At 59.6% G+C, this 25,540-nt stretch carries 22 protein-coding genes; 12 read left to right on the forward strand and 10 right to left on the reverse strand.

The features are described from left to right. Positions 1 to 827, reverse strand: an 827-nt coding sequence (locus MLC70_RS08715; RefSeq protein WP_248183090.1) for an IS1380 family transposase, incomplete at its 3' end; no start/stop codon positions are given. Positions 828 to 917: 90 nt separating this feature from the next. On the opposite strand from MLC70_RS08715, the gene MLC70_RS18755 reads away from it, so the two are divergent. From MLC70_RS18755 to MLC70_RS08735, 5 genes are all read left to right on the forward strand, one after another. Continuing rightward, the gene (locus tag MLC70_RS18755) at positions 918 to 1,397 is read left to right on the forward strand and encodes a DUF922 domain-containing Zn-dependent protease (protein ID WP_427902100.1); all 480 of its coding nucleotides are present in this window, start codon (positions 918 to 920) and stop codon (positions 1,395 to 1,397) included. Positions 1,398 to 1,545: 148 nt separating this feature from the next. Then, a complete protein-coding gene (locus MLC70_RS08720; RefSeq protein WP_248183094.1) occupies positions 1,546 to 1,917 on the forward strand; it encodes a hypothetical protein in 372 nt (123 codons plus the stop codon). 355 nt (positions 1,918 to 2,272) lie between these two features. Then, positions 2,273 to 2,851, forward strand: coding sequence for a hypothetical protein (locus MLC70_RS08725; RefSeq protein WP_248183095.1), 579 nt, complete (start codon positions 2,273 to 2,275; stop codon positions 2,849 to 2,851). A gap of 432 nt (positions 2,852 to 3,283) precedes the next feature. Beyond that, complete coding sequence (locus tag MLC70_RS08730) at positions 3,284 to 4,336, forward strand: sensor domain-containing diguanylate cyclase (protein ID WP_248183096.1); 1,053 nt, start codon at positions 3,284 to 3,286, stop codon at positions 4,334 to 4,336. Between the two features lie 147 nt (positions 4,337 to 4,483). Next, complete coding sequence (locus MLC70_RS08735) at positions 4,484 to 5,485, forward strand: pyridoxamine 5'-phosphate oxidase family protein (protein ID WP_248183100.1); 1,002 nt, start codon at positions 4,484 to 4,486, stop codon at positions 5,483 to 5,485. Between the two features lie 32 nt (positions 5,486 to 5,517). On the opposite strand, the gene MLC70_RS08740 is transcribed toward MLC70_RS08735, so the two are convergent. After that, entirely contained in the window at positions 5,518 to 6,495 is a 978-nt protein-coding gene (locus tag MLC70_RS08740; protein ID WP_248183102.1) for an MOSC domain-containing protein, read from the reverse strand. A 197-nt stretch (positions 6,496 to 6,692) separates the two neighbouring features. Between MLC70_RS08740 and MLC70_RS08745 the strand changes: the two genes are divergently transcribed. Continuing rightward, complete coding sequence (locus MLC70_RS08745) at positions 6,693 to 7,034, forward strand: DUF2834 domain-containing protein (protein WP_248183104.1); 342 nt, start codon at positions 6,693 to 6,695, stop codon at positions 7,032 to 7,034. Positions 7,035 to 7,058: 24 nt separating this feature from the next. Then, positions 7,059 to 8,981, forward strand: coding sequence for a monovalent cation:proton antiporter-2 (CPA2) family protein (locus MLC70_RS08750; RefSeq protein ID WP_248183105.1), 1,923 nt, complete (start codon positions 7,059 to 7,061; stop codon positions 8,979 to 8,981). 4 nt (positions 8,982 to 8,985) lie between these two features. On the opposite strand, the gene MLC70_RS08755 is transcribed toward MLC70_RS08750, so the two are convergent. From MLC70_RS08755 to MLC70_RS08780, 6 genes are all read right to left on the reverse strand, one after another. Beyond that, a complete protein-coding gene (locus tag MLC70_RS08755) occupies positions 8,986 to 10,173 on the reverse strand; it encodes a fatty acid desaturase family protein (RefSeq protein ID WP_248183108.1) in 1,188 nt (395 codons plus the stop codon). An 11-nt stretch (positions 10,174 to 10,184) separates the two neighbouring features. Then, positions 10,185 to 11,312 carry a ferredoxin reductase gene (locus MLC70_RS08760; RefSeq protein ID WP_248183111.1) on the reverse strand — a complete coding sequence of 376 codons (1,128 nt, stop codon included), beginning with the start codon at positions 11,310 to 11,312 and terminating at the stop codon, positions 10,185 to 10,187. A gap of 154 nt (positions 11,313 to 11,466) precedes the next feature. Then, on the reverse strand, positions 11,467 to 12,372 hold the full coding sequence (arcC, locus tag MLC70_RS08765; protein ID WP_248183116.1) for a carbamate kinase: 906 nt from the start codon (positions 12,370 to 12,372) through the stop codon (positions 11,467 to 11,469). 15 nt (positions 12,373 to 12,387) lie between these two features. Beyond that, a complete protein-coding gene (locus MLC70_RS08770; RefSeq protein WP_248183118.1) occupies positions 12,388 to 13,389 on the reverse strand; it encodes an ornithine carbamoyltransferase in 1,002 nt (333 codons plus the stop codon). Between the two features lie 18 nt (positions 13,390 to 13,407). Continuing rightward, on the reverse strand, positions 13,408 to 14,637 hold the full coding sequence (locus tag MLC70_RS08775) for an arginine deiminase (RefSeq protein ID WP_248183120.1): 1,230 nt from the start codon (positions 14,635 to 14,637) through the stop codon (positions 13,408 to 13,410). A gap of 23 nt (positions 14,638 to 14,660) precedes the next feature. Next, positions 14,661 to 16,106: a YfcC family protein gene (locus tag MLC70_RS08780; RefSeq protein ID WP_248183123.1), complete on the reverse strand. Its 1,446-nt coding sequence runs from the start codon at positions 16,104 to 16,106 to the stop codon at positions 14,661 to 14,663. A gap of 211 nt (positions 16,107 to 16,317) precedes the next feature. On the opposite strand from MLC70_RS08780, the gene MLC70_RS08785 reads away from it, so the two are divergent. The 5 genes from MLC70_RS08785 to MLC70_RS08805 all read left to right on the forward strand — a co-directional run bounded on the left by MLC70_RS08785 (position 16,318) and on the right by MLC70_RS08805 (position 22,144). After that, complete coding sequence (locus MLC70_RS08785) at positions 16,318 to 17,139, forward strand: methyltransferase, TIGR04325 family (protein ID WP_248183124.1); 822 nt, start codon at positions 16,318 to 16,320, stop codon at positions 17,137 to 17,139. A gap of 105 nt (positions 17,140 to 17,244) precedes the next feature. Continuing rightward, positions 17,245 to 18,759, forward strand: a complete 1,515-nt coding sequence (locus MLC70_RS08790) for a sensor domain-containing diguanylate cyclase (protein ID WP_248183127.1) — start codon at positions 17,245 to 17,247, stop codon at positions 18,757 to 18,759. Between the two features lie 78 nt (positions 18,760 to 18,837). Next, positions 18,838 to 19,704: an MBL fold metallo-hydrolase gene (locus tag MLC70_RS08795; protein WP_248183129.1), complete on the forward strand. Its 867-nt coding sequence runs from the start codon at positions 18,838 to 18,840 to the stop codon at positions 19,702 to 19,704. A gap of 7 nt (positions 19,705 to 19,711) precedes the next feature. Then, entirely contained in the window at positions 19,712 to 21,448 is a 1,737-nt protein-coding gene (locus MLC70_RS08800) for a SulP family inorganic anion transporter (RefSeq protein WP_248183131.1), read from the forward strand. Between the two features lie 36 nt (positions 21,449 to 21,484). Beyond that, entirely contained in the window at positions 21,485 to 22,144 is a 660-nt protein-coding gene (locus MLC70_RS08805) for an energy-coupling factor ABC transporter permease (RefSeq protein ID WP_248183134.1), read from the forward strand. Positions 22,145 to 22,235: 91 nt separating this feature from the next. Here the strand turns inward: MLC70_RS08805 and MLC70_RS08810 are convergent, their stop codons facing one another. Both MLC70_RS08810 and MLC70_RS08815 read right to left on the reverse strand, forming a co-directional pair. After that, positions 22,236 to 23,558, reverse strand: a complete 1,323-nt coding sequence (locus MLC70_RS08810) for a DUF1329 domain-containing protein (protein WP_248183383.1) — start codon at positions 23,556 to 23,558, stop codon at positions 22,236 to 22,238. A 73-nt stretch (positions 23,559 to 23,631) separates the two neighbouring features. Beyond that, positions 23,632 to 25,539 (reverse strand): DUF1302 domain-containing protein, encoded by a 1,908-nt coding sequence (locus MLC70_RS08815; protein WP_248183138.1) that lies wholly within the window; start codon positions 25,537 to 25,539, stop codon positions 23,632 to 23,634. Position 25,540: the final 1 nt, after the last annotated feature.

A 25,540-nucleotide genomic window follows, 5' to 3' on the forward strand; every position in this document is an offset into this window, starting at 1 on the left:
ACTTTTTCTCCCAACTCCCCGTGAGCCCTGCGAACCAGCATCGAGGGTACGTCCACCTCCTTGAGCAGCCGGCTGTTCTTGCTGAGGCCCACCAGATAGTCCACGTTGTTCCGGTCGCACCAGCTCAGCAATCGGGGACGGTAAAAGCCGCTGTCACCCCGGAACACGATGCGGGTATTCGTCCAGTACTGCCGGATGAACTTCACCAGCAGGGCCAGAATGGCCCAGCTGTGGCGGCTGTCGCTTCGGTTGCTGGTGCGCAGGTAGCTCACCAGCAGATGGCGACCGCAGAACACGTACAGCGGGAAGTAACAATGGTGATCGTAGTAGGCGTTAAAGAACTTGCCGGGCTGGTCGCCATGCACTGGAACGTCGGTGCCATCGAAGTCCAGCACGATTTCCTTGGGTGGGGCGTCGTGCTGTTCAATGAAGTGATGCCACATCAGTTCGTGGGCCTTGACCACGGCCTGCCGGTCTACGCGCTGCTCCATTCGGCACAGTGTTGATTTGCCCGCCAGAATGGCCTCTTCGCCAGTCGCGGTCTGAAGTGCCTGGTCAGCGCGTAACGTTTCGTGATCGTTCAGATCTTCGTACCCGGCAGCCACGCCAAAGACCCGTTGCCGGATCATGGTTTGAAGCTTGTGGCGAACCAGCACCGGATTACGGGTATCGTCCAGCACCGTAGCCAGGCGCTGAGTGAGCTGGTGTTGATTGTCGACTTCGCGAAGCAGGAGCAGGCCGGCATCGGAGGTGATATGGCCGCCGGAGAAATCGGCTTCAATTTGACGGCGAGACAGTGGCGAGAAGGTCAGTTTTTCAGGTACCATTTTGGATAGCGGCTTTTGGTGCTTGGTGAACGGTGTAAGGTCCTGAAACTATAGCACTTTCAGCCGCTTTCTTTTATCCCGTCATGAGAAATCCGGGCTAATGACAAAGGCTCATTGCTTTCTGCAATCAACAATGCATCGCCAATTCGAGAGAGCGGTGAAGTTTTTCATGCTCACACTGGTACGTATGTAAATTGGAACTACTGGTGGGATAAACGAAATAACTACTGTAAGTTAAATCGTGTAGAAACTACTGTGACAATCACATACACTCTTCCACACTTATCCTCAAAAACAAAGAACGTTGAAGTAAAAAGAATATGGAATATATATTACTCAGCACTTATTGAGCATGAAGAGGGTCATGGCCAAATAGCAATTGACGCGGCACAGTTAATAGAAAGAAGCCTTAGGGATCTGCCATCTTACTCTAACTGTGATCTTCTAAGCAAAAAGGCGAATGCTAAAGCCCAACGGGTACTTAATAAATTCTCACAAAAGCATTTTGATTATGACAATAAAACTAATCACGGAAAAACACAGGGCGCATATCTTAATCTCTATTTATAAAATGCATAGCAAGGTCGAGTAATATCATTCGCTGCGCTCTCTGGACAGCCTTTTCGTTGCATTGTTTGCGCGAGCTGCGCCTTTATCGAAAAAATGCAAAAAAAGTCTGCCGTGGTTGGCCACGTTAGCATCAATGGAGGAGTCAAGTTTGAGATCGGGAATCTTCATCGTATTTATTGCTTTGCTGGTTGGATGTGCAAGCTATGAACAACACATTCCTACAGCAACAAGTACAGGCGAAATCGTCGAGCCTACCTTTGAGCAGAAGGCCGTTGGAGAGGCCTCGATCATGACGAATCAGGCCTTGAAGTCGTACCGGGAGGAATATGTCCATGCAACCGCACACAAGGCTTTTGCTCAATCTGATGTAGGTGCCTGGTCTTGGAAGTCTAATAGAACCTCAATAAAGCACGCGATAGAGAACTCTTTGATAGATTGTCAAAGAAATAACAAAAGACACGAAGCTGAACATCCGTGCAAGATTATTAATGTTGACGGGAAATGGGCCGGGGAGCGCTAGATGCTAACAATGCCAGTCATGGCGACGCCTACTGCATTGCGTCTTCGCCTCCATTCCATAGCCGCGCATGCTGGCTGGCGTTAAATGCCTTGGCTCCCGTGTTCGTGGGTGTGGTGTTCGGGCGCGGCTTGGCAGTAGTTTTCAGGCAAAACACAGCCGCCAGTCAGTCATCGGTTTTTGCGGATAACTCGGTGTTCAGGTTGCCCAAGTGCTCGAAAACGAGCGTGTGGTTAAGGTTTTAAGGCTCTGGGGCCACTACGAATAATGCACAACCCGCCGCTGTTGCCGGACAATTTTCCGTCGCTTCGCGGCTCCAAACCGGCGCGTGAGCCGGGCGTTAGCGAGCAAAGGATATATGCGATTTCTGTGTTTTTACCCCATCAGCTTTTTTCTCTTCGTTTTCCCTGCAGCGCTCTTCGCGGCAGAGAGCCTGGACGAGCGCTTATTCTCTGAACTGCGACTAATCAACCAGTCCCTGAGTACGTTGGCCTCGGAAAACGAGGCGTTTATCAAAGAGCTGGACAGAGAGCGTTGCATGAAAGCAGCGCCTCAAAGAAATGCTCCAATGAGTCCATCCTGCGAGGAGCAATCACTGAAGCATTTGGCCACTTTGGACGAGAGCAATCAAAAATCAGAAGTGGTCGTGAAACAGATGGTTAAAGGGTGGGCCAAGGTCTACGGAATGTTGCGCGTGGCACACATGCAATGTGACCTGAACAGCATCAATTTTGAGGCGGTGCCGGCGTCTCTGAGAGCGCAATCTGGATTAACCGAACTGGATCCGGACGACGTCCTCCTGGAGTACATTGAGGCATCTGAGGGCGCATTGGCAGAGGATCTTGATGAACTGGATTGCGATGCAATCCAGTCGTTCACTGCCACTGTTCAACAGATAGTTATCGCGGCACGTCGAGCACAGGAAAGAATGCGCTAACCCGAAGGGATATCCGGATGCTGAGAACCGTGACATGGATCGAGATCGTCTTATCGATGATGCTGCTTGCGTTGGCAGTATGGCCGCTCTCGGGGTTTTGCGAGGGTAAATTCATGGGCCTTGATTGTGAAAGTCGAGCGATATTTGGCGTGAACCTGTTTGGTCCGCTGGGACTTCTGGCGTTCACCTGTTCGTCTTGGTCACTGACGAGCCGGTCAGTCACGCCGCAGGATCCCCTCGTCGTAAGCACATCCTGATCCGGCGCATGCCACTTGCCAGTTACGGTAACCGTTTCCCGGGGAGGCGAGGGGGCATGAACATTTGTTCACGGGTTTCTTTTTGGGTGCTATGTTGAAAGCATGAGCTTGCGCATTCCGGCGCGCAGTTATTGCGATTGCGGGGCCGCATGTTGCCGTATGGAGACGGACGCTGATGGCTGAAAGGGACGATTCAGAGAGCACCATTCTCGCCACGCTCCGCGAGAAAGCCGACCGGCTGGAGCGCCTTGAAGGCGAACTTGCAGCCCTTGAGCAAGAGCGGGAAGATTTGCTGAATAGCAAAAACCGCCTGTCTCGAAAGCTGAAGAAGTACCACCGAAGCCTGGAGGAGTGGGAGTGGTTCTTCGAGCATTCCGTTCAGATGCTCTGCATCGCCGGGCTGGACGGTTACTTCCGTCGGGTGAACGCGACCTTCGCCAACACCCTCGGGTACACCCGGGAAGAGTTGCTGGCCCGCCCCTTCGTGGACTTTGTGCACCCCGACGACCGGGGCAAAACGATGCGGGAACTGACAGGGCTGGGTAGCGGTCGCGACAGCATCAGTTTTGAGAACCGCTACCTGGCGAAGGATGGCCGCTGGCGCTGGATCGCCTGGTATTGTCCGGCCATTACCAACGCCACCACCAAGTTGTTTGCCATTGCCCGCGATATTACCGAAGATCGCCGCAAAGAGGCGGAGATCCTGTACAAGGCCTCCCATGATTCCCTCACCGGTCTCTACAACCGGGCTGCCTTTGAAGAGAGCCTGGAGTCTGCCATCGCCTTACAGGAGCGGAACCCGACGGGCGAAGTGGTGCTTTACCTGGTGGATATCGACGGTTTCAAGAATGTGAACGACTGTCACGGGCACATGGCTGGGGACCATTTGTTGCAGGTGATCTCCGACCGTTTCCGGCAAATCCAGCGAGCCGGTGAAATGGTGGCCAGGGTGGGCGGGGATGAGTTCGCCTTTCTGGTGGATGGCACCCGGGAAGGAGGCGATAACTACCCGGTGGAGCCCCTCGCGGAACGGATCATTGCCCAGGTCAGTGATCCGGTACCGATGAGCAAGGGCGAGGTCACCGTTGGGTGCAGCATCGGTATTTCCATGTTCCCGGGCACCGCCCGCGACTTCTGCTCATTGATGGCTCAGGCCGATAAGGCCATGTACGCCGTTAAGTACTCCGGAAAGAACGGTTTCCAGACGTACACCCCCTCACTGGATTGACCCCGGGATCAGCCGGTCCCGACTCATGATTTTTGGCATCCTTTCAGGCCAGATCCTGCCCGGGTGGATTGAATACGTGGCGACCGCGGTAGACACTGGAGCCCACACACTCGTGTGATGGACCAGGTAAGGTGGAGCAGCCGGGATATGAAACTGACCAGTATTGAAGAGGTGCAAAAAAGAGTCGGCGTTCTGCCTGCTCCTCGAGACCTGAAAGTCATCGACCATGTGGACGAGCATGCCCGACGTTGGCTGTCCTACGCCAATTTCGCGTTCATCGGATTTGGCAAGGCCGGGAATATCCAGCTTACCCCAGCGGGGAGCGAGCGAGCCTTTGCAACGGTAGTGGATTCCGGACATCTGCAGATTCCCCTCGCCGCGCTGGATGATGCAAGCATCGTTGAGCCTGATCTGTCTTTTGGCTCATTGTTCATGGTGAGCGGTATGGACGAGACCTTGCGGGTCAACGGCACGGTGTCCCACGTAGCCGATGGCCATGCGACCCTGAACGTAGCCGAGTGTTACCTGCATTGCGCCAAATCGTTCCGCCGCTCCGATTTCTGGTTGCCATCGTCCATAGGGCAGTCACAGGGGGAGCTGTCAGACTTCATCAGGCAGTCCAGATTTCTGGTGTTGGCGAGCATCAACCGTCGTGGGGAGGCGGATGTCAGTCCCAAGGGTGACCCGGCGCATCTGTTGATTCAGGAAGATGAGGGTGTCCTTTATCTCTCTGATCGACCGGGTAACCGGCGGATAGACAGCTTCCGTAACATTCTTGAGCAGCCGGAGGTGAGCGTTCTGGCCCTGGTGCCGGGCTGTGAAGATGTGCTTGAGCTCAGGGGCAAAGCGGAGCTGTGCAGTGATGATCATCTCCTGCAGCGATTCGAAATAAACGGCAAAAAGCCAAAGCTCATCATTAAAATACGACCGGCCTCACTGCTGGTAAGGCCGAGCCCTGCAATTACCAGGTCCGCTCTTTGGCCCTCGAAAAAAGGCCCCGGAGACCTGGTGCCCTCAGACATCTTCAAAGCGCACATACAACGAAGCAAAGACAGCTCACTGAAAGCAAAGGTGGCCCGTGCCGCGGTGTCTTTGCCTGGCGCCATGGAGAAGGGGCTGGAGCTGGACTATAAAAAGAACCTGTACTGACCCGGTTGCGGACCACACCCGCCTCGTGCGCGCTAACGCCGTTTGGTGAAGCGATCGATCAATTTGAAGGAACCCTGGATCGCCCGGTTTCTTACTTTGGATGAGAGGGCGTCCACGCGTCGTAACGCGCCCGAGCGATTGGACGGCTCCAGCCGCACCGCATCACCCTCGCGGATCATGCCGGGTTTCAGCACGGAAATGTTCACGCCCAGGTGGCGCTGGGTGTGAGCTTCCAGGGCGCGGAGTACTTTGGCGTCTTTTGTGATGGCAACCTGCGGTTGAGCGGGCATGGAGCAGCGCACGGTGCGCGACACCACTTTCAGCACGACCTCACCGATGTAGAGCTTACCGTCTACCCATTGAAATTCTTCAAACCCGGCGACGCCCTGAGGTGTTTCTATCAGCAGATTGGGCCGGAAGCGCTCAACCTGGAAATCCCCCTCGGGCTCCAGTTCCTTCAATGTTTCAAGGGATCCGCTGGTCAGCAAGTGCAGGGGATAAACGTCGTGATAACGCCCCAGCGGCGTTGTGAAAATGGCCAGTTCCATCATCATTCGCCAGCTGACCGAGGACATATCCGGCAGCTCTTTGGTGGCAAACTGTTTTTTCATCGCCGTGGCGCCCGCCGGCACGTTCAGCCGGTAGTGCTTCAGGTTGGTTTTGGGCTGGAGCGGCCACAGGCTGACGGGTTTGCCAATCGCCTCGCTCAATACGGCGTTCACATTGTCATCGGTGCTGTTCACCGTGCGGCCATCCGGCAGCTCGATGGTCACAGGGGGAACGCGGTCTGAGTTCGACGCCTCTTGGTACCGGGCTTTAAACTTCAGGAGTTTGGGGAGTTTTCTGACGGTGCTCAGCTCCCCTAGGGATTCATCTTTCAGTGCCCAATGACGGTCGCCCGACATTCCGGCTTTACCGATGAAGCTTTCGGTGACTCTGGCGCCCTCCATGGACTTGACTGGATAACGCCACAACTCTTTGACCCGACCGACTTCTATCCGCTCTTTCACGCTTGGTACCTGTTTTTCAAGTTGCTGTCGTTCGGAGTGCAACGACGGTTGCCCTGTTTTCAAGGATGTCGCGACGGCTTAACGAAGCCAAGGCTACACCGGGCCCGATACACCCGATAAGATAGAAGAGTTCATGATTGATCAAAAGCCTTATGGCCTTAAAGTTACGTTTCTCACCCAATCAGGAGAGTTCTGGAATGCCCGAGTCAATCTTCAAGGCAAGTTTGGTCCTCGCCCTTCTTTTCTTCACGGGCTTTTTTGCGTTGGTTGTCGTGCCTCCGCTTCTTGAAAATCCCGATGTATGGGGCGCATTGGCGGCGGGCTTTGTTAACCCTTACGCCAGCGGCTACTCAACAGACGTGCTTGTTTGCTGGTTCATTCTTGCCAGTTGGGTGGTTTACGAGGCCAGAACGCTTTCCGTCCGTAACGGCTGGGTATGCCTGGTTCTTGGTGTGGTACCGGGGGTGGCGGTGGGGTTTGCCGCGTATTTGTTGCTGCGAGCACGGCAGATCAAGCAGGTCAGACGCAGCAACCCATAACCCAATAAAAACGGAGCCATACCCATGACGGAATACTTCATCCAGGCCTTTATCTATCTGCTGGCGGCGGTAGTCGCGGTGCCGCTGGCCAAGCGCCTGGGGCTGGGGTCGGTGTTGGGCTACCTGGTGGCCGGTGTGGTGATCGGGCCGGTCACCGGCCTGGTGGGCCAGGAAACCGCCACTATCCAGCACTTCGCGGAATTCGGGGTGGTGATGATGCTGTTTCTGGTCGGCATGGAGCTGGACCCGAAATCCCTCTGGGCCATGCGGGTGCGTTTGCTGGGCCTGGGTGGCCTGCAGGTGGTGCTGACCTCTCTGGCGGGTATGGCCATCGCCTGGTGGCTGGCATTGCCATGGCAGACCACGGTGGCGGTGGGGCTGATCTTCTCGCTGTCGTCCACCGCCATCGTTTTGCAGACCCTGAACGAGAAAGGCTTGAGCAAGACTCAAGGCGGCCGCAGTGCCTTCTCGGTGTTGTTGTTCCAGGACATTGCCGTTATTCCCATGCTGGCGGTGATTCCGCTGCTGACTATTGCCGGGCTGGCCGCGGTGGGGGGTGGCGACGCCGGGCATCACGGCAGTTTCAGTCTGGTGGCGGATCTGCCCGGCTGGGCCCACGGGTTGGTGGTGATCGGCGCCGTGGCGTCGGTGATTGTCGGCGGTCATTACCTGAGCCGCCCCCTGTTCCGCTACGTGGTGCAGTCCGGTATGCGGGAGGTGTTTACCGCCATGGCGCTGATGCTGGTCATCGGCATCGCGGCACTGATGAGCCTGGTGAACCTGTCGCCGGCTCTGGGCGCGTTCCTGGCAGGTGTGGTGCTGGCCAACAGTGAGTTCCGCCATGAGCTGGAAGCCAACATCGAGCCGTTCAAGGGGCTGCTGTTGGGCTTGTTTTTCATCACCGTGGGTGCCGGCATTAATTTTGAGGTGCTGTCGGCACAATGGGGCACGGTGCTGGCGCTGGGGTTGCTGGTGATTGCGGTGAAGGCGGGCATCTTGCTGTTGCTTGCGCTGCTGTTCCGGATCCGTGGCCGCGATGGCTGGCTGTTTACGCTGGGGCTGGCGCAGGCCGGCGAGTTCGGGTTCGTGCTGCTGACCTACAGCATGCAGAACCGGGTAATACCCACGGACATTGCCCAGGTCCTGGCGCTGGTGGTGGCGCTGTCGATGTTCCTTACGCCGTTGTTGTTCATCGCCTACGACCGCCTGATTCTGCCGCGCTACCGCGATGCACAAAACCAGGAACAACGGGCGGCAGATACCATTGAGGAGCAGGCTCCGGTGATCGTGGCCGGTGTGGGGCGCTTCGGCCAGATTGTTTGCCGCTTGCTGCGGGCCAACAACATTCCGATCGTGGCGCTGGATCTGGCACTGGACCAGATCGAAAACCTGCGCCGCATCAATATCAAAAGCTATTTTGGTGACGCCAGCCGGATGGACCTGCTGGAAACCGCCGGTATCGCCAATGCGCGCTTGCTGGTGGTGGCGATTGACAACCGCGAGCGGGCCGTGGCGCTGGTGCATCAGGTCAAACAGCACTTCCCGGGGGTGTGGGTGTTGGCGCGGGCGTTTGACCGGGGCCATGGCTACGATCTCAGGGCGGCGGGCGCCGATGACGTGATCAGTGAAACCTACCATTCCGCCCTCGAACTTGGCGGTCAGGCGTTGACGGCCTTTGGTGTGCATCCCCTGCGCGCGCGGCAGATGACCTGGGCTTTCGTCAACAACGAAAAGGCGCACGAAGCGGAACTGGCGGACGCGTGGCAAGACATCGAGTCCGGCATCAGTTTCAGCCCGCGCTATGGCGAACTGTTCATGAAGCTGGAGGAGGCACTCAGTGACGTGATGAAGCAGGAATGGGAGGCGCCGAGCCAGGCGGAGGTGCCCTTGTGGGCGCCGCCGGAACGCGCACAGCGCCCGGCGACCGCCCCAAGGGTTGATGAGTGACCGGTCAGGCGCGGGCGACTTCCGGCTGCGGTCGGCCGCCGGGGAAGGCCAGCCGCAGATTTTTCAGCCAGGTGGTGCCGAACTGGCGCCACAGCGACGCCCGGTTGTACGGCAGGCCGTAGCGGGCCGCCACCGCACGCACCCGTTGCGAGGCTTCCGGATAGCGGTTGCTGCACATGTCCGGGAACAGGTGGTGCTCGATCTGGTGGCTCAGGTTGCCGGACAGCACATGGAACAGGCTGCCACCGGTGATGTTGGCGGAACCCAGCAGCTGGCGCAGATACCACTGGCCGCGGGATTCGCCTTCTACCTGATCGGGGGTGAAGTTGTACACGCCCTCAGGGAAATGGCCGCAGAAAATGATCATGAAGGACCAGATGTTGCGAATGATGTTGGCAACGAAGTTCGCCCCGGCCACCAGCCCGAACACCAGCAGTGGCGAGGCCGGCACGACGAACGAAATCGGAATCGCCACCAGTGCCGCCAGCCCCGGCCACATGATGTAGTCTTTGCGGACCTGTCCCCAGATCTTGCGCCCGATACGGCGCGCCAGGGGCTTGAGTTCCGCCGGTTTCTTGCGACCCTCAACCACGTCCACCAGGGCCTGCTCATGCAGCGCCACACCTTCCTCGAAGAACAGCATCAGCAACAGGAAGTACACCGGCTGGGGCAGGTATTTCGGGTGCCATTTCTGTAACGGCGTGACCCGCATGATGCCGTACCCCACGTCCAGATCCTTTTCCAGCACGTTGGTCCAGGTGTGGTGCACCACGTTGTGGGAATGCATCCAGCGGTCCGAGGGGCTCATGGTGTCCCACTCCCAGGTGTTGGACTGGATCTCCGGATCCTTCATCCAGTCCCACTGGGCGTGCAGCACGTTGTGGGCGATCTCCATGTTTTCCAGGATCTTGGCGATGCCCAGCATGAAGGTGCCCAGCCCCATGATCAGCAGCGTGGCGGTCCAGCCCGCCAGGGCGTGGGGCCAGGCCGGCAGGAAGAACAGGCCGGCGTACATGAACAGGCGGCCGATCAGGGCCATGCTGCGCTGGGTGCGGATGATGCCGAGAATGTACTGGCGATCACTCTCGCCCCGGCTTTGCATGATGTCGTCATAGATCGACTCCATCTCGCGGCCGAATTCGTCGATCTGCTCGTCGGTGAGATCCACCGGCAGCGGTTTTTGGGTAGCCATGGTCTGTACTCCTAAAGATCCAGTTCGCAGTCACCCGCGGCCGCACAAACGCAGGTTTGCACGATGGCCCCGGTTTCGTTCAGCACTTCGCCGGTGCGCAGGTCGCGCACACATCCGGAGAGCAACCGGGTGTTGCAGGTATGGCAGATGCCCATGCGACAGCCATGGGGCGGATTCATGCCGGCGTCTTCGGCAACTCGCAGCAGGTTGGTCTCGCTGTCGGCGTCCACCGCCATATTGCTCCGGGCAAAGCGGACCTTGCCGCCCACCGCGTCCTGTGGAATCTCGGCAAAATCCGCCAGAAAGCGCTCGATGTGCAATCGGCGGCTGAGGCCGGCCTGCTCATACAGGCTCTCCAGGGCCGCCAGTAGCCCTGGCGGTCCGCAGGCGTAACAATCCCGCTCTTTCCAGTCGGGACACAGGGTGGCCAGCTGCTCTTCACTGAAATAGCCCTGGCTCTGTTTGTGCTCGCCGAATTCCTGGGTGTGTACTTCGTGCAGGTGATACTGCTTCTTGTCAGCGGCGAGCTGTCGCAGTTCCTTGCTGAAGATCACATCGAATTCGTGGGGGGCGTAATGTATGTGCACCGTGTCTGGCAGCCGCTGCTGGACGACCAGGCTTCTCAGCATGCTCATGGCCGGGGTGATGCCACTGCCGGCGGTGATGAACAGCGGCTGGATCGGGGAGGCATCGGGCAGGTAGAAGTCGCCCTGTGGCAGGCCGATGGGTAAGTAATCGCCCACTTTGATGTTACGCACGATGTGCCGGGATACGCGCCCGCCCTCGATGATTTTCACCGTAATGGTAAAGCAGTCGTCGTTACGTTCCGGCGGCGACGAAATCGTGTAGGTGCGGGTGTAGTGCCGGCCCTCAATGGGAATGCCGATGCGAACGTGCTGGCCGGGCCGGTTCAGCCGCCAGTTCACACCGGGCCGCAGGGTGAGGGTGCGGGCGTCTTTGGTTTCGTCCCACACATCCACTACCTGTGCCTGCATCTGGTGGGTACTCCAGAGCGGGTTGACCAGTTCCACATAGTGGGACGTGCGCAACGGGTAGGCAAACATGTCGAGGACCCCGGTCAGCCTCTGGCGCCAGGTCGGTTGGGTTTCAGGAGTCTGCTGAGCTGAATTGGTCATCATTATTATTCTCTGGAAGCATGCTTTGAAGCGCTTATTGTTTGCAATGTGACACAATTCAGACTAGTTCACAGGCTCAGGGCCCACCAGTTTGTACTGGACACGGGGGTCATAAGGCCTGAATTGCCAACCACACATTGATGGTCGTGGCTGGCACTCAAGCGCTGACAGCCGTCCCCGCCTTGCCCGCGAGGATTGCCAGCGCGTCTTCCAGACGGCCGATGCCGCTGATGCCGCCGCTTTCGGCGAAGCCGGCGGCGGCGGCCAGTTTGGGTCCCATGGATCCGTCGGGCAGGGACAGTTTGTGGGCCTCCTCCAGGCTCAGCTTATGGAGGGGCGCGGCCGTGGCTTTGCCGAAATCGCGATAGATGGCCTCCACGTCGGTGAGCAGCAGCAAGGCGTTGGCCCCCAGCTGGCGGGCCAGCAGCGCGCTGGCGGCGTCTTTGTCGATCACCGCTTCCACGCCGATCATGCTGCCATCGTCCCGTCGCAGAACGGGGATGCCGCCGCCCCCGGCACAGATCACCACAACGCCCTGCTCCAGCAGCAGTTGCAGCACCCGCAGATCGGGAATCTCCAGGGGTTTGGGCGAAGGCACCACCCGGCGCCACTTGTCGCCGTCCTGAGCAATGTGCCAGCCGGCCGCTCTGGCGCGGGTTTCGGCCTCTTCCCTGTCGTACACCGGTCCGACGAATTTTGTGGGTTTGCTGAAGGCGGGGTCGTCTTTGTCCACCAACACCTGGGTCAGCAGGGTGGCGACCGGGCGGTCGTGGCCCAGGGCATTCTCCAGTTCCTGCTCGATGATGTAGCCGATCATGCCCTCGGTTTCGGCGCCCAGCACGTCCAGCGGATAGGCTTCGTCCGGCTTGTAGGCCGCGCCCTGCAACGCCAGCAGGCCCACCTGTGGGCCGTTGCCATGGGTGATCACCAGCTGGTGACCGGCGCGGACAATTTGAGCCAGCGATTCGGCGGCAATTTTCACGTTGGCGCGCTGGGCCTCGGCGGTCAGAGGCTCGCCGCGACGTAACAAGGCGTTGCCACCCAGGGCTGCAACTACCAGCATGTGAAGGTCTCCCTGTCAGCTTCCGAGTGTGGCCACGAGCACGGCCTTGATGGTGTGCATGCGGTTCTCCGCCTGGTCGAACACGATGGAGGCGGGGCTTTCGAACACCTCGTCGGTGACTTCCATGGCGCTGATGCCGAACTCGGCCTGAATCTCTTTGCCGACGGTGGTGTCGGTGTTGTGAAAGGCCGGCAGGCAGTGCATGAACCGCGCGCGGGGGTTGCCGGTTTTCGCCATCAGGGTGGCGTTGACCTGGTAGGGCTGCAGCAGGTTGATGCGCTCCGCCCACTTTTCCTTGGGCTCACCCATGGACACCCACACGTCGGTGTAGACAAAGTCCACGCCCGCCACGGCGGCATCGATGTCGTCGGTGATCGTGATCCGCGCACCGGTGTTGGCGGCAATGGTGTGGGCTTCCTGCTGGATGGCTTCGCTGGGCCAGCAGGCTTGCGGGGCGCACAGGCGCACGTCCATGCCCATCTTGGCGCCACCGATCAGCAGGCTGTCGCCCATGTTGTTGGCGGCGTCGCCGATGAACACAAAGGCCACGTCACGCAGGGGTTTTTCCACGTTTTCCTGCATGGTGAGAAAGTCGGCCAGTATCTGGGTGGGGTGAAACTCGTTGGTCAGCCCGTTGTAAACCGGCACGCCGGCGTATTGCGCCAGCTCTTCCACCACCGCCTGGCCGAAACCCCGGTACTCGATGGCGTCGTACACCCGGCCCAGTACCCGCGCGGTGTCCTTCACCGATTCCTTGTGGCCGATGTGGGTGCCTGTCGGCCCCAGATAGGTGACCCGCGCGCCCTGATCAAACGCCGCCACTTCAAAGCCGACGCGGGTGCGGGTGGAGTTCTTCTCGAAAATCAGGGCGATGTCCTTGCCCTGCAGTTTTGGCACTTCGGTGCCGGCGTACTTGGCGGTTTTCAGATCGGCCGAGAGCTTGAGCAGGAACGTGATTTCCCGTGGGGTGAAATCCCGCAGGGTGAGAAAGTGCCGGTTCTTGAGGTTGAAAGCCATGGCGGTGCTCCTTGCCGGTCAGATGGCGTCTCGTATGGTCGGGCAGCTCATGCAGCGGCCGCCGCCGCGGCCGCGCCCCAGTTCGGCGCCGGGAATGGCCAGCACTTCGATGCCGGCGGCTTCCAGGGCGGCGTTGGTGTCGTCGTTGCGGTCGTAGCCAATGACCACCCCCGGGCTCAGTGCCAGCACGTTGTTGCCATCGTTCCATTGTTCCCGCTCGCGCTCGGCGGGTGTGTCACCGCCGGTGGCGACCACTTCCAGCGAGGGGTAGCCCAGCACTTCGGCCACCACGTCGAACAGCGGCCGTGGGTCCTGCTGGAACGACAGGTGTTTGTCGCCCTTGCCGGGGCGCAGGTCGTAGCACACCATTTCGTCGGCAACGTCCTTGAAGCTGGTTACCACATTGCCGCCACAGAAGGTGAACACGGTGTCCAGGTGCATGGCGGAGCGGGTCTTGGGGATCTGGCAGGCGATCACTCGCTCGGCGGTGCCGCTGGCAAACAGGGCCCCGGCGAGCTGGCCGATGGCCTGGGGCGAGGAGCGCTCGCCCATGCCCACCAATACAGTGCCATTGCCCACGGGCATGATGTCGCCCCCTTCGAGCGTCGCCAGAGCGTGGTCCGTAAGGGGGTCGCCCCAATGCACGTTCACCTTACCCGCAAACGTCGGGTGGAACCGGTAGATCGCGCTCATCAGCAGGGTTTCCGGTTTGCGCGCGGCCCAGTACATGGGGTTGAGGGTGACACCGCCATAGATCCACGCGCTGTTGTCGCGGGTAAACAGGAAGTTCGGCAGTGGCGGCAGCACAAACCCGTGTGGCCCCAGGTGGTTGCCGAACAGGCCGCTCGGGTTGAAGGGCAGGTCGCCCACTTCCAGCCCGCCAATCAGGAACTCGGCCAGGGCCTGCCCCGGCAGTTCGTCCATCCAGGCGCGGAGATCCGACACCATGCCCACGCCGATGTGGTTCCAGGTAATGCGGTTGTCCAGAATCCAGGCCCTTGCTTCTGGAAGATCCAGGGTTTCGGCGAGCAGGTCGTTGACGTCCAGCACGTCAATGCCGCGGGCGCGCATGATGCCGGCGAACACGTCGTGGTCTTTCTGGGCCTGCTTGACCCAGAACACGTCGTCAAACAGCAGTGCGTCGCAGTTGGAAGGCGTCAACCGCCGGTGTGCCAGCCCCGGGCGGCAGACAATCACCTGCCGCAGGGTGCCGGTTTCCGAGTGAACGCCAAGAGTAGGTTCCGTCATGTCGCAGCTTCCTTTGCTCTGGGTTATAAAAATGCGCCGATGCTGATCACCACCGTGATAAAGACGGTGAGAATCAGCAGCAGTGGCCAGATAAAGGCCAGCCAGCGGTCGTAGGAAACGCGGCCGATGGCCAGACCACCCACCACTACGGCAAAGGTCGGGTTGATCAGGTTGACCAGGCCATTGGCTGACTGGTAAGCGGTGACCACAAGATCGCGACCCACGTTGGCAAAATCTGCCAGTGGCGCAAGGATCGGCATGGAGAGCACCGCCAGGCCGGAGGAGGACGGCACAAAGAAACTCATGCCCACTTCGATCCAGAACATCAGGTTGATAAAGGCCAGTTCCGGCAAGCCCCCGAGGGTGGTTTCGGCACTGTGCAGGATGGTGTCGGCAATCATGCCCTGTTCCATAATCACCACAATGCCCCGGGCCAGGCCGACCACCAGGGCGACACCGAGCAGGTCACGGGCGCCGTCGACAAAACTGCCAGTCAGCTTCTTCTCGCCCAGTCGGGCGATAAGGCCAATCACGATGGCAGAGCCAAAAAACAGCGAGCCCATCTGCGCCATCCACCAGCCCTGGGACGACACGCCCCAGATCATCACGACGAAGGTGATGGCGAAGATAACCAGAGCTATTTTCTGGGTGCCTGTGAGGTCAAAGTTTTCCAGCTCATCATGGCCCTGGAGGAAAAGTTTGCGGTGGGCATCTCTCTGTTTGGCCACCACCGAGCGGGACGGGTCCAACTTGACCCGGTGGGCATAGCGCATCACGTAGGCGGCACAGATAATCAGGCCACCCACAAGCAAAACAAAGCGCAGCACGATGCCATCGGTAAAGGGGATGTTGGCGGCGTTCGCTGCAATGACCGTCGCAAAGGGGTTAATGGTAGACCCCAGCACGCCGATACCGGCACCCACCAGAATGATGGCCACCCCGGTGACGGCGTCATACCCGGCGGAGATGATCACCGGAATCAGAATGGCGTAGAACGCCAGGGTCTCCTCCGCCATGCCATAGGTGGTGCCGCCCAGGGCAAAGAGTGTCATCAGGATCGGGATCATCCATATCTCTCGCCCTTCCAGCCGGTGCATGGCACTGCGAATGCCAGTGTCGATGGCGCCGGTGGCGTTCATTACGCCCAGAAAACCACCGAGAAAGAGCACGAACAGCGCTACATCAATGGCGTTGGCAGCGTAGCTGTCAGGGTCATAGAACCCGGCAGTGGGAGCCAGCATGACATCAACAAAGCCCTGCGGGTTGGGGTCAACGATCTGGTAAGTGCCCGGTACCGCCACCTCCCGCCCGACGTCCTCGTTCATGGCGCGCTCGTACTGTCCGGCCGGAATGATCCAGGTCAGGGCGGCAATCACAATGATCAGCAGAAACAGAATGGTGTAGGCGGTGGGAAATCGCGTTGCCAGATCGTCCTCAGGGTTCCTTTCGGGGAGCGTTTCATCAGTCACGTGGCATCTCCTGTCCATGGTGGCTTGCTGATGGGGCATTTCTTCACTGTCAGTATGGACGCCACCGGCTGTGCGTAAAGTGATCAGCGTCAAATCAGCGGCGGGTTTCAGGGGGCTGAATACGTAAATTCGCCAGCCATGGTGGGCGCGCTACTAATACGGCCCGGAGCTGCTAAGCTTCAGGTGTGTTGTCTCTCAGAGGGCAATCATCATGTATGAACGCGCAAAGGACTTATTGCATCAGTTCGAGCAGCTGCCTTTGATCAGCGAAGCGCTCGACCGGCGTTACGCCAAGCGTTTTGCCAGCGCGAACAACGCCAACCTGTTTCGCGGTGTCTACCCGGATTTTGCAACCGCCACCGCAGATGCGCCTGCCAGCAAACCCATCGGATACGATAACGAAGCCCCGGCGTCGGCGGAGATGTACCGTTTCCGCATGCGGGCCATCTCGCCGTGCGATTACCCGGTGGCCTTCTGGCTCAACAAGTTGATGCAGCCCGACCAGCGGTTGCTCGATTTCGGTGGTCATGTGGGCGTGCTGTATTACGCCCTGTCGCGGTACCTCGCGTTCCCGGAAGGCTTTGAATGGCAGATATACGATGTGCCGGCGGTGGTCCGGGAAGCGCGGAAATTTGCCTTGGCCAATCACACGGCGGCCACCCTGAGTTTCTGCGATGACCTGAAACAGGCGCCGCCATGCGATTGGGTGCTGTTCTCCGGTTCGTTGCAATACGTGGAGGATTCCCTGAGTGCCATCATCGGACAGCTCCGAAATCGACCGACGTACGTACTGATTAATATGCTGCCGGTTCACCCGACCCGGGGGTTTGTGACACTGCAGAATATCGGTACCGCGTTCTGTCCGTACAAGATCTACAGTGCGGTGGAGCTGGCGGCGGAGATCGGCAAACTTCATGGAGAGATCGTGGATCACTGGAAAAACGCAGACAAGGCCTGCGCCATTCCGTTCCACGCGGAGCATTCTCTGGAGTATTACTGCGGTGAGCTTATCCGGCTGGATGCCGTGCACTGACGGCAATCCGGCGGTGGCAGAGCGCAAGGTCGCGGCATTTGTCGCCTTGCTCTACACTTCTTGAGTACGGATAGCGGGTACGTACCGGATGGAGCCGTTTGTTTCATGCATGATGAGCAGTCCGCAGGCAGCCCGGAGCATCAGTCGCCGGCGTTTTTCAACAAGCTGACGGGCAGTGTGCCGGGGATCATTTTCACCTACTGGCTGAGCGCGGACGCGCTTGAGCATAGTTACCCTTATGTCAGCGATAAACTGAAGGATCACTTCGGGATCGAGCCGGCGCAGCTGCAAGCCGACGCGGGTGCGCTTTTCGCCATCATCCACCCGGACGACATGGCAGAGGTGCAGAACAGCATCCTCAATTCCGCGACGAATCTGGTGCCGTGGAAGTGCCACGCCAGATTGCGGCTGCCCTCCGGGGAGTTCCAGTGGTTCGAAGCCCACTCCGAACCCGAGCGCCAGCCCGACGGCAGCACATTGTGGTTCGGCCAGTTCCATAACATCCAGCATTACAAGGTACTGGAGGAATCTCTGCGGGAAAGCGAGGCGGAGTTCTCGTTTCAGGCCGGGTTTCAGAAGCTGATTGCGAAGCTGTCGACTGAGTTCATCAACCTGCACTTCGGCACCATTGATGAGTGTATTGAAGAGCTGCTGGAGACCATCGGCGAGTTCTTTGCGGTGGATCGCTCCTACCTCTACGAATTTTCCGATGACTATCTGGCCATGACCAACACCCACGAATGGGTACGATCCGGTGTGCCGGCGTTGAGAGACAGCCAGCAGAACGTGCCGATTCAGGACTTCCACTGGTGGCACCGGCAGATCGACGCCATGGTGCACAACAGCCGGGTGGTGTTTATTCCGGACGTTTCCCGACTGCCGCCGGAGGCCAGTGAAGAAAAGGCACTGCTGGAGGAACAGGGGGTGCATTCCATGTTCTGTGTACCGGTGACCATCCGTGGCCGGGTGACCGGGTTTTTCGGGGTGGATTCCCTGAGTCCGCGCCAGTGGCGGGAGGATCAGGCGGATCTGCTGACCATTGTCTCCGGCCTGTTATCGGGCTCATTGGAGCGGCATCGTCTGGAGCAGGAGCTGTTGCATCAGTCCATCCGGGACCCCCTGACGGGCCTGCATAACCGTCGTTATCTGATGCCGCGGCTATACGAGATGCTGGGCAGCGCAGTGCGGCATCACAACACCTTTGCCATCGCCATGTTCGACATTGATCACTTCAAGCAGATCAATGACACCCACGGGCACCTTGGCGGGGATTTCGTGCTGACGGAGTTTGCGAGGATTCTGGAGCATACCACCCGTTCCACCGACGTGGTTGCCCGGTTTGGCGGGGAAGAGTTCGTGGTGGCCTTTGTATTGGACGAAGCCGATGAGGTGACAACCCTGGTGGGCCGAATACTGAGGGCGGTTCGCAAACACCCGTTTGTGTTCGAGGGGTTGCCGATTGACGTCACTGTCAGTGCCGGTATTGCAGGCGTAATCGATATGCCGTCGGTGCCGTCCACGCCCGATCCGGTCATCGGTAAGGCGGACCACCATCTGTATATTGCCAAACAGGCAGGCCGGGATTGCTTCGTGGATGCATCAGGAGTTATCCGCATATAAGAAAAGATCATTTCACCTCATATTCAAAAACGGTATATGCTTATATCCTAAATATCGTTTTCACGCCGAGGTGAGCCCATGAACCGTCCTCTGGTTCAGCATTTTTTCGACGAACCGACCAATACCTTCAGCTACGTGGTCCGTGACCCCGACAGTGACGCCTGTGCAATCATCGATTCGGTGCTGGACTTCGACTACGCCGCCGGCCGCACCGACGTGCGCTCTGCCGATGCCATCGTCGACCACGTTCGTCGTGAAGGGCTGACGGTGGAGTGGATTCTGGAAACCCACGTGCACGCGGATCACCTGTCGGCGGCACCGTATCTTCATGAGCGGTTGGGTGGCCGCACCGGAATTGGCGCCCACATCGTTGAGGTGCAGGCCATATTCGGTAAGGCCTTCAACGCCGGCACCGACTTTGCCCGGGATGGCAGCCAGTTTGACCGGCTGTTCAGGGAAGGCGACCGGTTGGAGATCGGCAACCTCAACGTCGAGGTTTTGCACACCCCCGGCCACACGCCGGCTTGCCTGACCTACGTGATCGGTGACGCCGCGTTTGTCGGTGACACCCTGTTCATGCCCGATTACGGCACCGCCCGCTGTGACTTCCCCGGTGGCGACGCCCGAACCCTGTACCGTTCGATCCGGAAGGTGCTGGCTCTGCCGCCGGAAACCCGGATCTTCCTGTGCCACGACTACAAGGCGCCGGAACGGGAAACCTATCAGCACATGACCACGGTGGCGGAGCAACGACGGCAGAACGTGCACGTTCACGAGGGCGTCACCGAAGACGAGTTCGTGCGGATGCGTACCGAACGGGATGCCACCCTGGACATGCCCCGGCTGATTCTGCCGTCGGTGCAGGTCAATATGCGGGCCGGCCACCTGCCGCCGGCAGAAGACAATGGGCAGGTGTACCTCAAAGTGCCGGTCAACCTGTTCTGAGCCCCTCATGAGCCTGAAACGTCACCTTCCGCTGCTGCAATGGCTGCCGCAGTATCGTAAAGAACAGGCGGCCAGCGACCTGGTAGCCGCGGTGATCGTCACCGTTATGCTGATTCCCCAGTCGCTGGCGTATGCCTTGCTGGCCGGGTTGCCCGCGCAGGTGGGCCTGTACGCCAGCATTCTGCCGTTGGTGCTCTACGCCGTGTTCGGCACCAGCCGCACCCTGTCGGTTGGTCCGGTGGCAGTGGTGGCGCTGATGACGGCGGCGGCGCTGGCACCGATTGCCGCGCCGGGCAGTCCGGAGTATCTGGCGGGTGCGGTGCTGCTGGCGGTCATGTCAGGCCTGATGCTGACCGCCATGGGGCTGATGAAGCTGGGCTTCTTGGCGAATTTCCTCAGCCACCCGGTGATTTCCGGCTTTATCACCGCCTCGGGGATGGTGATTGCGGCCAGCCAGCTCAAGCATCTGCTGGGCGTTGAGGCGTCCGGCCACAATCTGCTGGAGATTGGCGAGTCGCTGGCGGACAACCTGGGCCAGACTCACGGGCCGACGTTAATGATGGGGGCCGGCACTCTGCTGTTCCTGATATTCGCCCGCACCCGCCTCAAATCGATACTGGTGAGGCTCGGCGCCGGCATCCGGGCGGCCGACATCGCCACCAAAACCGCGCCGATTCTTGCGGTTCTGGTGACCACCCTGCTTGCCTGGGGGCTCGGTCTCGGGGCTCACGGCATCAGCCTGGTGGGCGAAGTGCCCTCCGGTTTGCCGCAACTGACCCTGCCGCCCATGGACGTTGCGGTCTGGAAACAACTGGCAGTGGGTGCATTGCTGATCAGCGTTGTAGGCTTTGTAGAGTCGGTATCGGTGGGGCAGACGCTGGCGGCCAAACGGCGTCAGCGTCTCGACCCGGACCAGGAACTGATTGGCCTTGGTGCTGCCAATCTGGGCGCGGGTTTGTCCGGTGGCATGCCAGTGACCGGCGGATTCTCCCGCTCGGTGGTGAACTTTGATGCCGGCGCACAAACGCCGGCGGCGGGGGCCTACACCGCGGTGGGAATCGCGCTGGCAACGCTGGTGCTGACGCCGGCCATCGCCTACTTACCGACCACAACGCTGGCCGCCACGATCATTGTCGCCGTCGCCACACTGATCGACTTCCCGGCGTTGCGGCGCACCTGGCGTTATTCCCGCCCCGACTTCGGCGCCATGCTGGCGACCATTGTGCTGACCCTGTTGCACAGTGTGGAGGCGGGCATCGTGGCCGGCGTGGGCCTGTCCATCGGCCTGTTCCTGTATCGCACCAGCCGGCCTCACAGTGCGTTGGTCGGGCGGGTGCCCGGTACCGAGCATTTCCGCAACATCCAGCGCCATCAGGTGGAAACCAGCCCGCAGGTGAGCTTTTTGCGGGTCGACGAGAGCCTGTACTTTGCCAACGCCCGCTTTCTGGAAGAAACCGTGATGGATCTGGTCACCCGTCAGCCACAGCTGAAAGATCTGGTGCTGGTGTGCCCCGCTGTTAACCTGATCGATGCGTCGGCGCTCGAGAGTCTGGAAACCATCAATGAGCGTATGACCGATGCAGGTGTGCGTTTGCACCTGTCTGAGGTCAAGGGGCCGGTAATGGACCGGTTGAAAAACACCCAGTTGATCAGCCGCCTTGGCGGTCAGGTGTTCCTGAGTACATTCGAAGCCTGGCGCACACTGGTGACGCCCGCGGAGATGCCGGTCACCAGCGCACGCTGATACACTGAGTGCCCGGTCGAAGAGGGTGAACCATTCATGGGTATGACGGACAATCTGTTGTCCACCACTCAGCTGATTGTCACCGCACTGCTGTTTTTCGGCGTGTTGGTGGTGGCGGTCCGCCAGGTGGATTGGCGTGCTCTGCGCAAGGACAACGTTCTGCAGCACTCGTTCTTCGGGGCGGCCGTGGTACTGGGGTTTCTCTGGCAGCTGCGGGCGGGTCTGTCGCCGGGTCTGTCGATTCACGTGTTCGGCATCACGGTGGTCACCCTGATGCTGGGCTGGGGCCTGGCGGTTCTGGCGGGTCTGCTGGCGTTGGTGATCACGGTGATCACCGGGCGTGAGCCGTTGCTGATGTTTGCCGCCAACGGTCTGGTCACGGTGATGGTGCCAGCCCTGGTCAGCCACGGCATCATGCTGTGGGAGCGCCAACGCAATTTCCGCAATTTTTTCGCCTACATCTTTGTCTGCGGCTTCTTCGGCGCAGGCATCGCCGTGGCGTGTGCCGGGCTGATGATGTGCATCATGTTGTGGACCGCGGGGGTGTATGACTTCAGCGAGTTGGTCCATGAATACATCCGCTACCTGCCGCTGTTCATGATTCCGGAAGGATTTGCCAACGGAGCCTTTGTGACCGGGCTGATGGTGTTTCATCCGGACCGTCTCACCACACTGGACCAGCGGCGATACCGATAGAACAAACGGCCAAAAAAACAAAAACCCGCTTTCTTGCGAAAGCGGGTTTTTTTGTGTCAGCCCCCTTTTCCGGGGTGTTCAGGCGCCGGTATTAACGGACGCCGGCACGTCTCAGAGCCGCCGGTGTGAACTCGTTGGAGCGGGCTTTCACATTGAAGGTGTAAGGGTCGTCCTCTTCATTGGTGAGACCCAGGGCAAGGTAGCGACCGGAAAGCAGGTCGTACAGGGTTTCAACGGCGTAGCTTGGCACACCGATGTCGTAGCCCTGCAGCATGTGCGCTTCGGCAACGCGCCAAAGCTCACCACGGCCGTCGTAGTGGTCGATCACAGCAATCTGCCAGGAATCCTCGTCCACGTAGAAGTCACGCTGGCCATAGATATGGCGCTCGCCATCCTTCAGCTTGGCGCGAACGTGCCACACCCGGTGAAGCTCGTAGCGCAGCAGCTCCGGATTGAGGTGTCCCGGCTGCACGATGTCGTCGTAGCTCAGGCTCCGGTCGGTCAGGCGGTAGGAGTTGTAGGGGATGTACATTTCTTTCTTGCCGACCAGCTCCCAGTCATAGCGATCGGGTGCGCCGTTGTAGAGGTCGAAGTTGTCGGTGGTGCGCTGGCCGTCGGCCGCGGTACCGGGGCCGTCATAGGCGACCTGGGGGGCACGGCGAACCCGGCGCTGGCCGGAATTGTACAGCCACGCGCGGCGGGCCTCTTCAACCTGGTCCAGGGTCTCGTGCACCAGCAGTACATTACCGGCAAGGCGTGAAGGCGCGGTGATCACCTGTTTGAAGTAGAACAGCACGTTGTCGTCTTTGCCCGGCTCATAATCGGCCAGTGCCACACGGTCGGCCAGATGCTCGGAGAATTTGACCGGACTGAAATCGCCGTTGGCCTGGGGGGTGACCTGCGCCACGTTACGGATGATGGAGCCGCCGCGATAGCGGGTGATGTGGTTGAAGATCACCTCAACCCCTTTCTTCGGAATCGGGAAAGGCACGCCGGTCTGGTAATCCTGCAGGCCGTTGCCATCCGCGGTCAGCGAGACCGTGGTGGCATTTTCGCCGGCTTTTTTCATCAGCCGGTCCGGGTAGGCGGCGGTGCGCCGGGTCTGGTAAACCGGAATGAAAAAATCGCTGTAAGCGTTGATGGTGGCGATCTGGCCCGGCGAGAGTCGGTCCTTGTATTCGTCAACATTGCTCTGGTCGATCTTGAACAGCGGCTTGTCGTCCGGGAACGGGTTCGGGTAGATACCCTCCTCCGGCTGGTCCACCGGTGGCGCGGTCAGCCCGCCGGTCCATGCCGGGATTTCATCGCCGTTGCCGGCTTTTTCGGCGCCGATAGGGGTGAGCTCGTTGCCGAGCTTGGCCGCTTCCTCGGCGGAAACCGCCGCCATCGCCGCGCCCGAGGTGAACAGGCACATGGCAATGGCACTGCCAATGAGGTGTTTACGGTAGTTGTTCACAAGTGACTCCTTTGTGATTGTGGTTCGTGAATCAGAATGAGTAGGAAACGCTGGCCGCAACGAAGTCCCGGTCCGAGATTTCGTTGTAATCACCGCCGAAGTAGGAGGTGTAGCTGATGGAAGCGGAGTAGGTGTTCTGGTAGTTAGCGTCCAGACCCAGACTCACCGATTTGTTACCTTCCTTGAAGTTGCCGCCCGGATCCGGGGCATAGCCCTCAACATCGTGGGTAAAGAACAACTTCGGCAGCAGGTTGATGCCGGCGATGGCGTTGGAGTAATCCAGGGCGAACAGGGTGCGGTAACCCCAGGAGAACGACGTGGTGAAACCATCAGAGCCACAGTTGGTGGGGTTGATGTTCAACCGGGTGGTTTCGTCGCCGGGTCCTTCGCTGCACAGGTCGCCGCTGAAAGATGGGCCGTCCAGTGGCACCGGGCCAACGCCAAAGAGCCCCGACCGTCCATAGCGGGCCTCACTCTTGTTCGGCAGGTCGTGCACATAGGTGGCGCCGATTTCGGCAATGGCGATGAGCCGGCTCGCACCGAACACCCGGTCCACAAAGTGGATCAGGGTAGCCTGGGCCTGGGACACGTTGTAACGGTCATAACCATCAACGGCCTTGCCGGCGTAATTGAGGTCGGGGTCGTCCTCTCGCACCTGCTGCTCGAGCTTACTTACCACCTGGCCGTCCGGGCCGCGTTGCTGAAGGCCGCCGTAGATCAGCTCGAACGTGTTCCACTGAATCGGCATGTTGGGGCGGAAGCTGTATTCGGCACCCAGTGAGGTGCCGGTGGGCAGCGTGGTGTTGATGCTGATGCCGTACAGGTCGATACCCTTCGGGTAATCAATGAAGTAGCTGGGAAAGCGGGTGAACGGCTCGTTGGGATCGTTGATCTGGTTTGCCGTCGGGCTCTCCGGGTTGCTGACCACGCCGCTGAGGTACGGCAAACGGCTATGGTAGCGGACGTAGTAGAAGCCCAGCTCGGAATCGAGAGCCGGGACAAACCAGCGCACGGCGGCGCCGAACTGGTCTCTGTCACCAGGCTCCACGTCGCCCCGCCGGGGCGCCACAAAGCCTTCTTCAAAGGCCTGGGCATCGGGCACCTGCCCCGCCAGAAGCACTGGGCCACAGCCGTCCGCCGCGACATCCGCAGACGAGAAATAGGTACCGCAGTCATCCACCCTGAACGGTTCCCATTCGGTCTGGACGAAGGCCTCAACGTTGATTTCTGGGGTGATGCCGACGGAGGTGTACAGCATATTGACCGGCAGCAGAACGTCTTTTAACTCGGCGCCGGGTGTGCGGAACGCTGGCACATCGATCGGGTTGATGGTGTTGATACCGCCGAGGATAAAGGTGCTCTCACCCCAGCTCAGTACCTGGCGGCCGTAGCGTACCGAAATCGGGGTGTTGCCGGCGTACCAGTCGGTAAAGATGTAAGCGTCCAGCAGATCCGCGCCGGCGGCGTTATCTTTGGCCTCCGGATTGAGTTCGCGGCGTTGCCCGACGGGATCCACTGCGCGCTCGTTGTCTTTGAGCTCGAAATCGTAGAAGTAGCTGCCACGGATCAGCGCGCCGATCCGGGTGAGATAATCGCTGTCCGGGCTATAGTCCAGGAAAAGTTCGGACCGCCCCCGCAGGATCTGCGAGTAGGGGTCACCCTTCTCGAAGTTGAGGTTGCCATCGTCAAAATTGTTGGAGGATGCGCCGGTATTGCTGTAGGCGAATTCGGTACCGAGGTTGCCCTGGGTGATCAGATCCGGGTCCTGATCTTCAACACGCACGCCGATGCCTGCCGTCAGGGTGGTGCTGAAAGAGGCGTCGATGCCGTAGAGATCAAAACTAAAGGCCATGGCGGAGGTCGACACCATGGATGACAGCGCCGCCGTAGCCAGCGACAGTCGGGTTCGGGTAAAGCGGGAAGAATTTCTTGTTGTCATT

Source organism: Marinobacter goseongensis, assembly GCF_023156235.1.
GTDB lineage: Bacteria > Pseudomonadota > Gammaproteobacteria > Pseudomonadales > Oleiphilaceae > Marinobacter > Marinobacter goseongensis.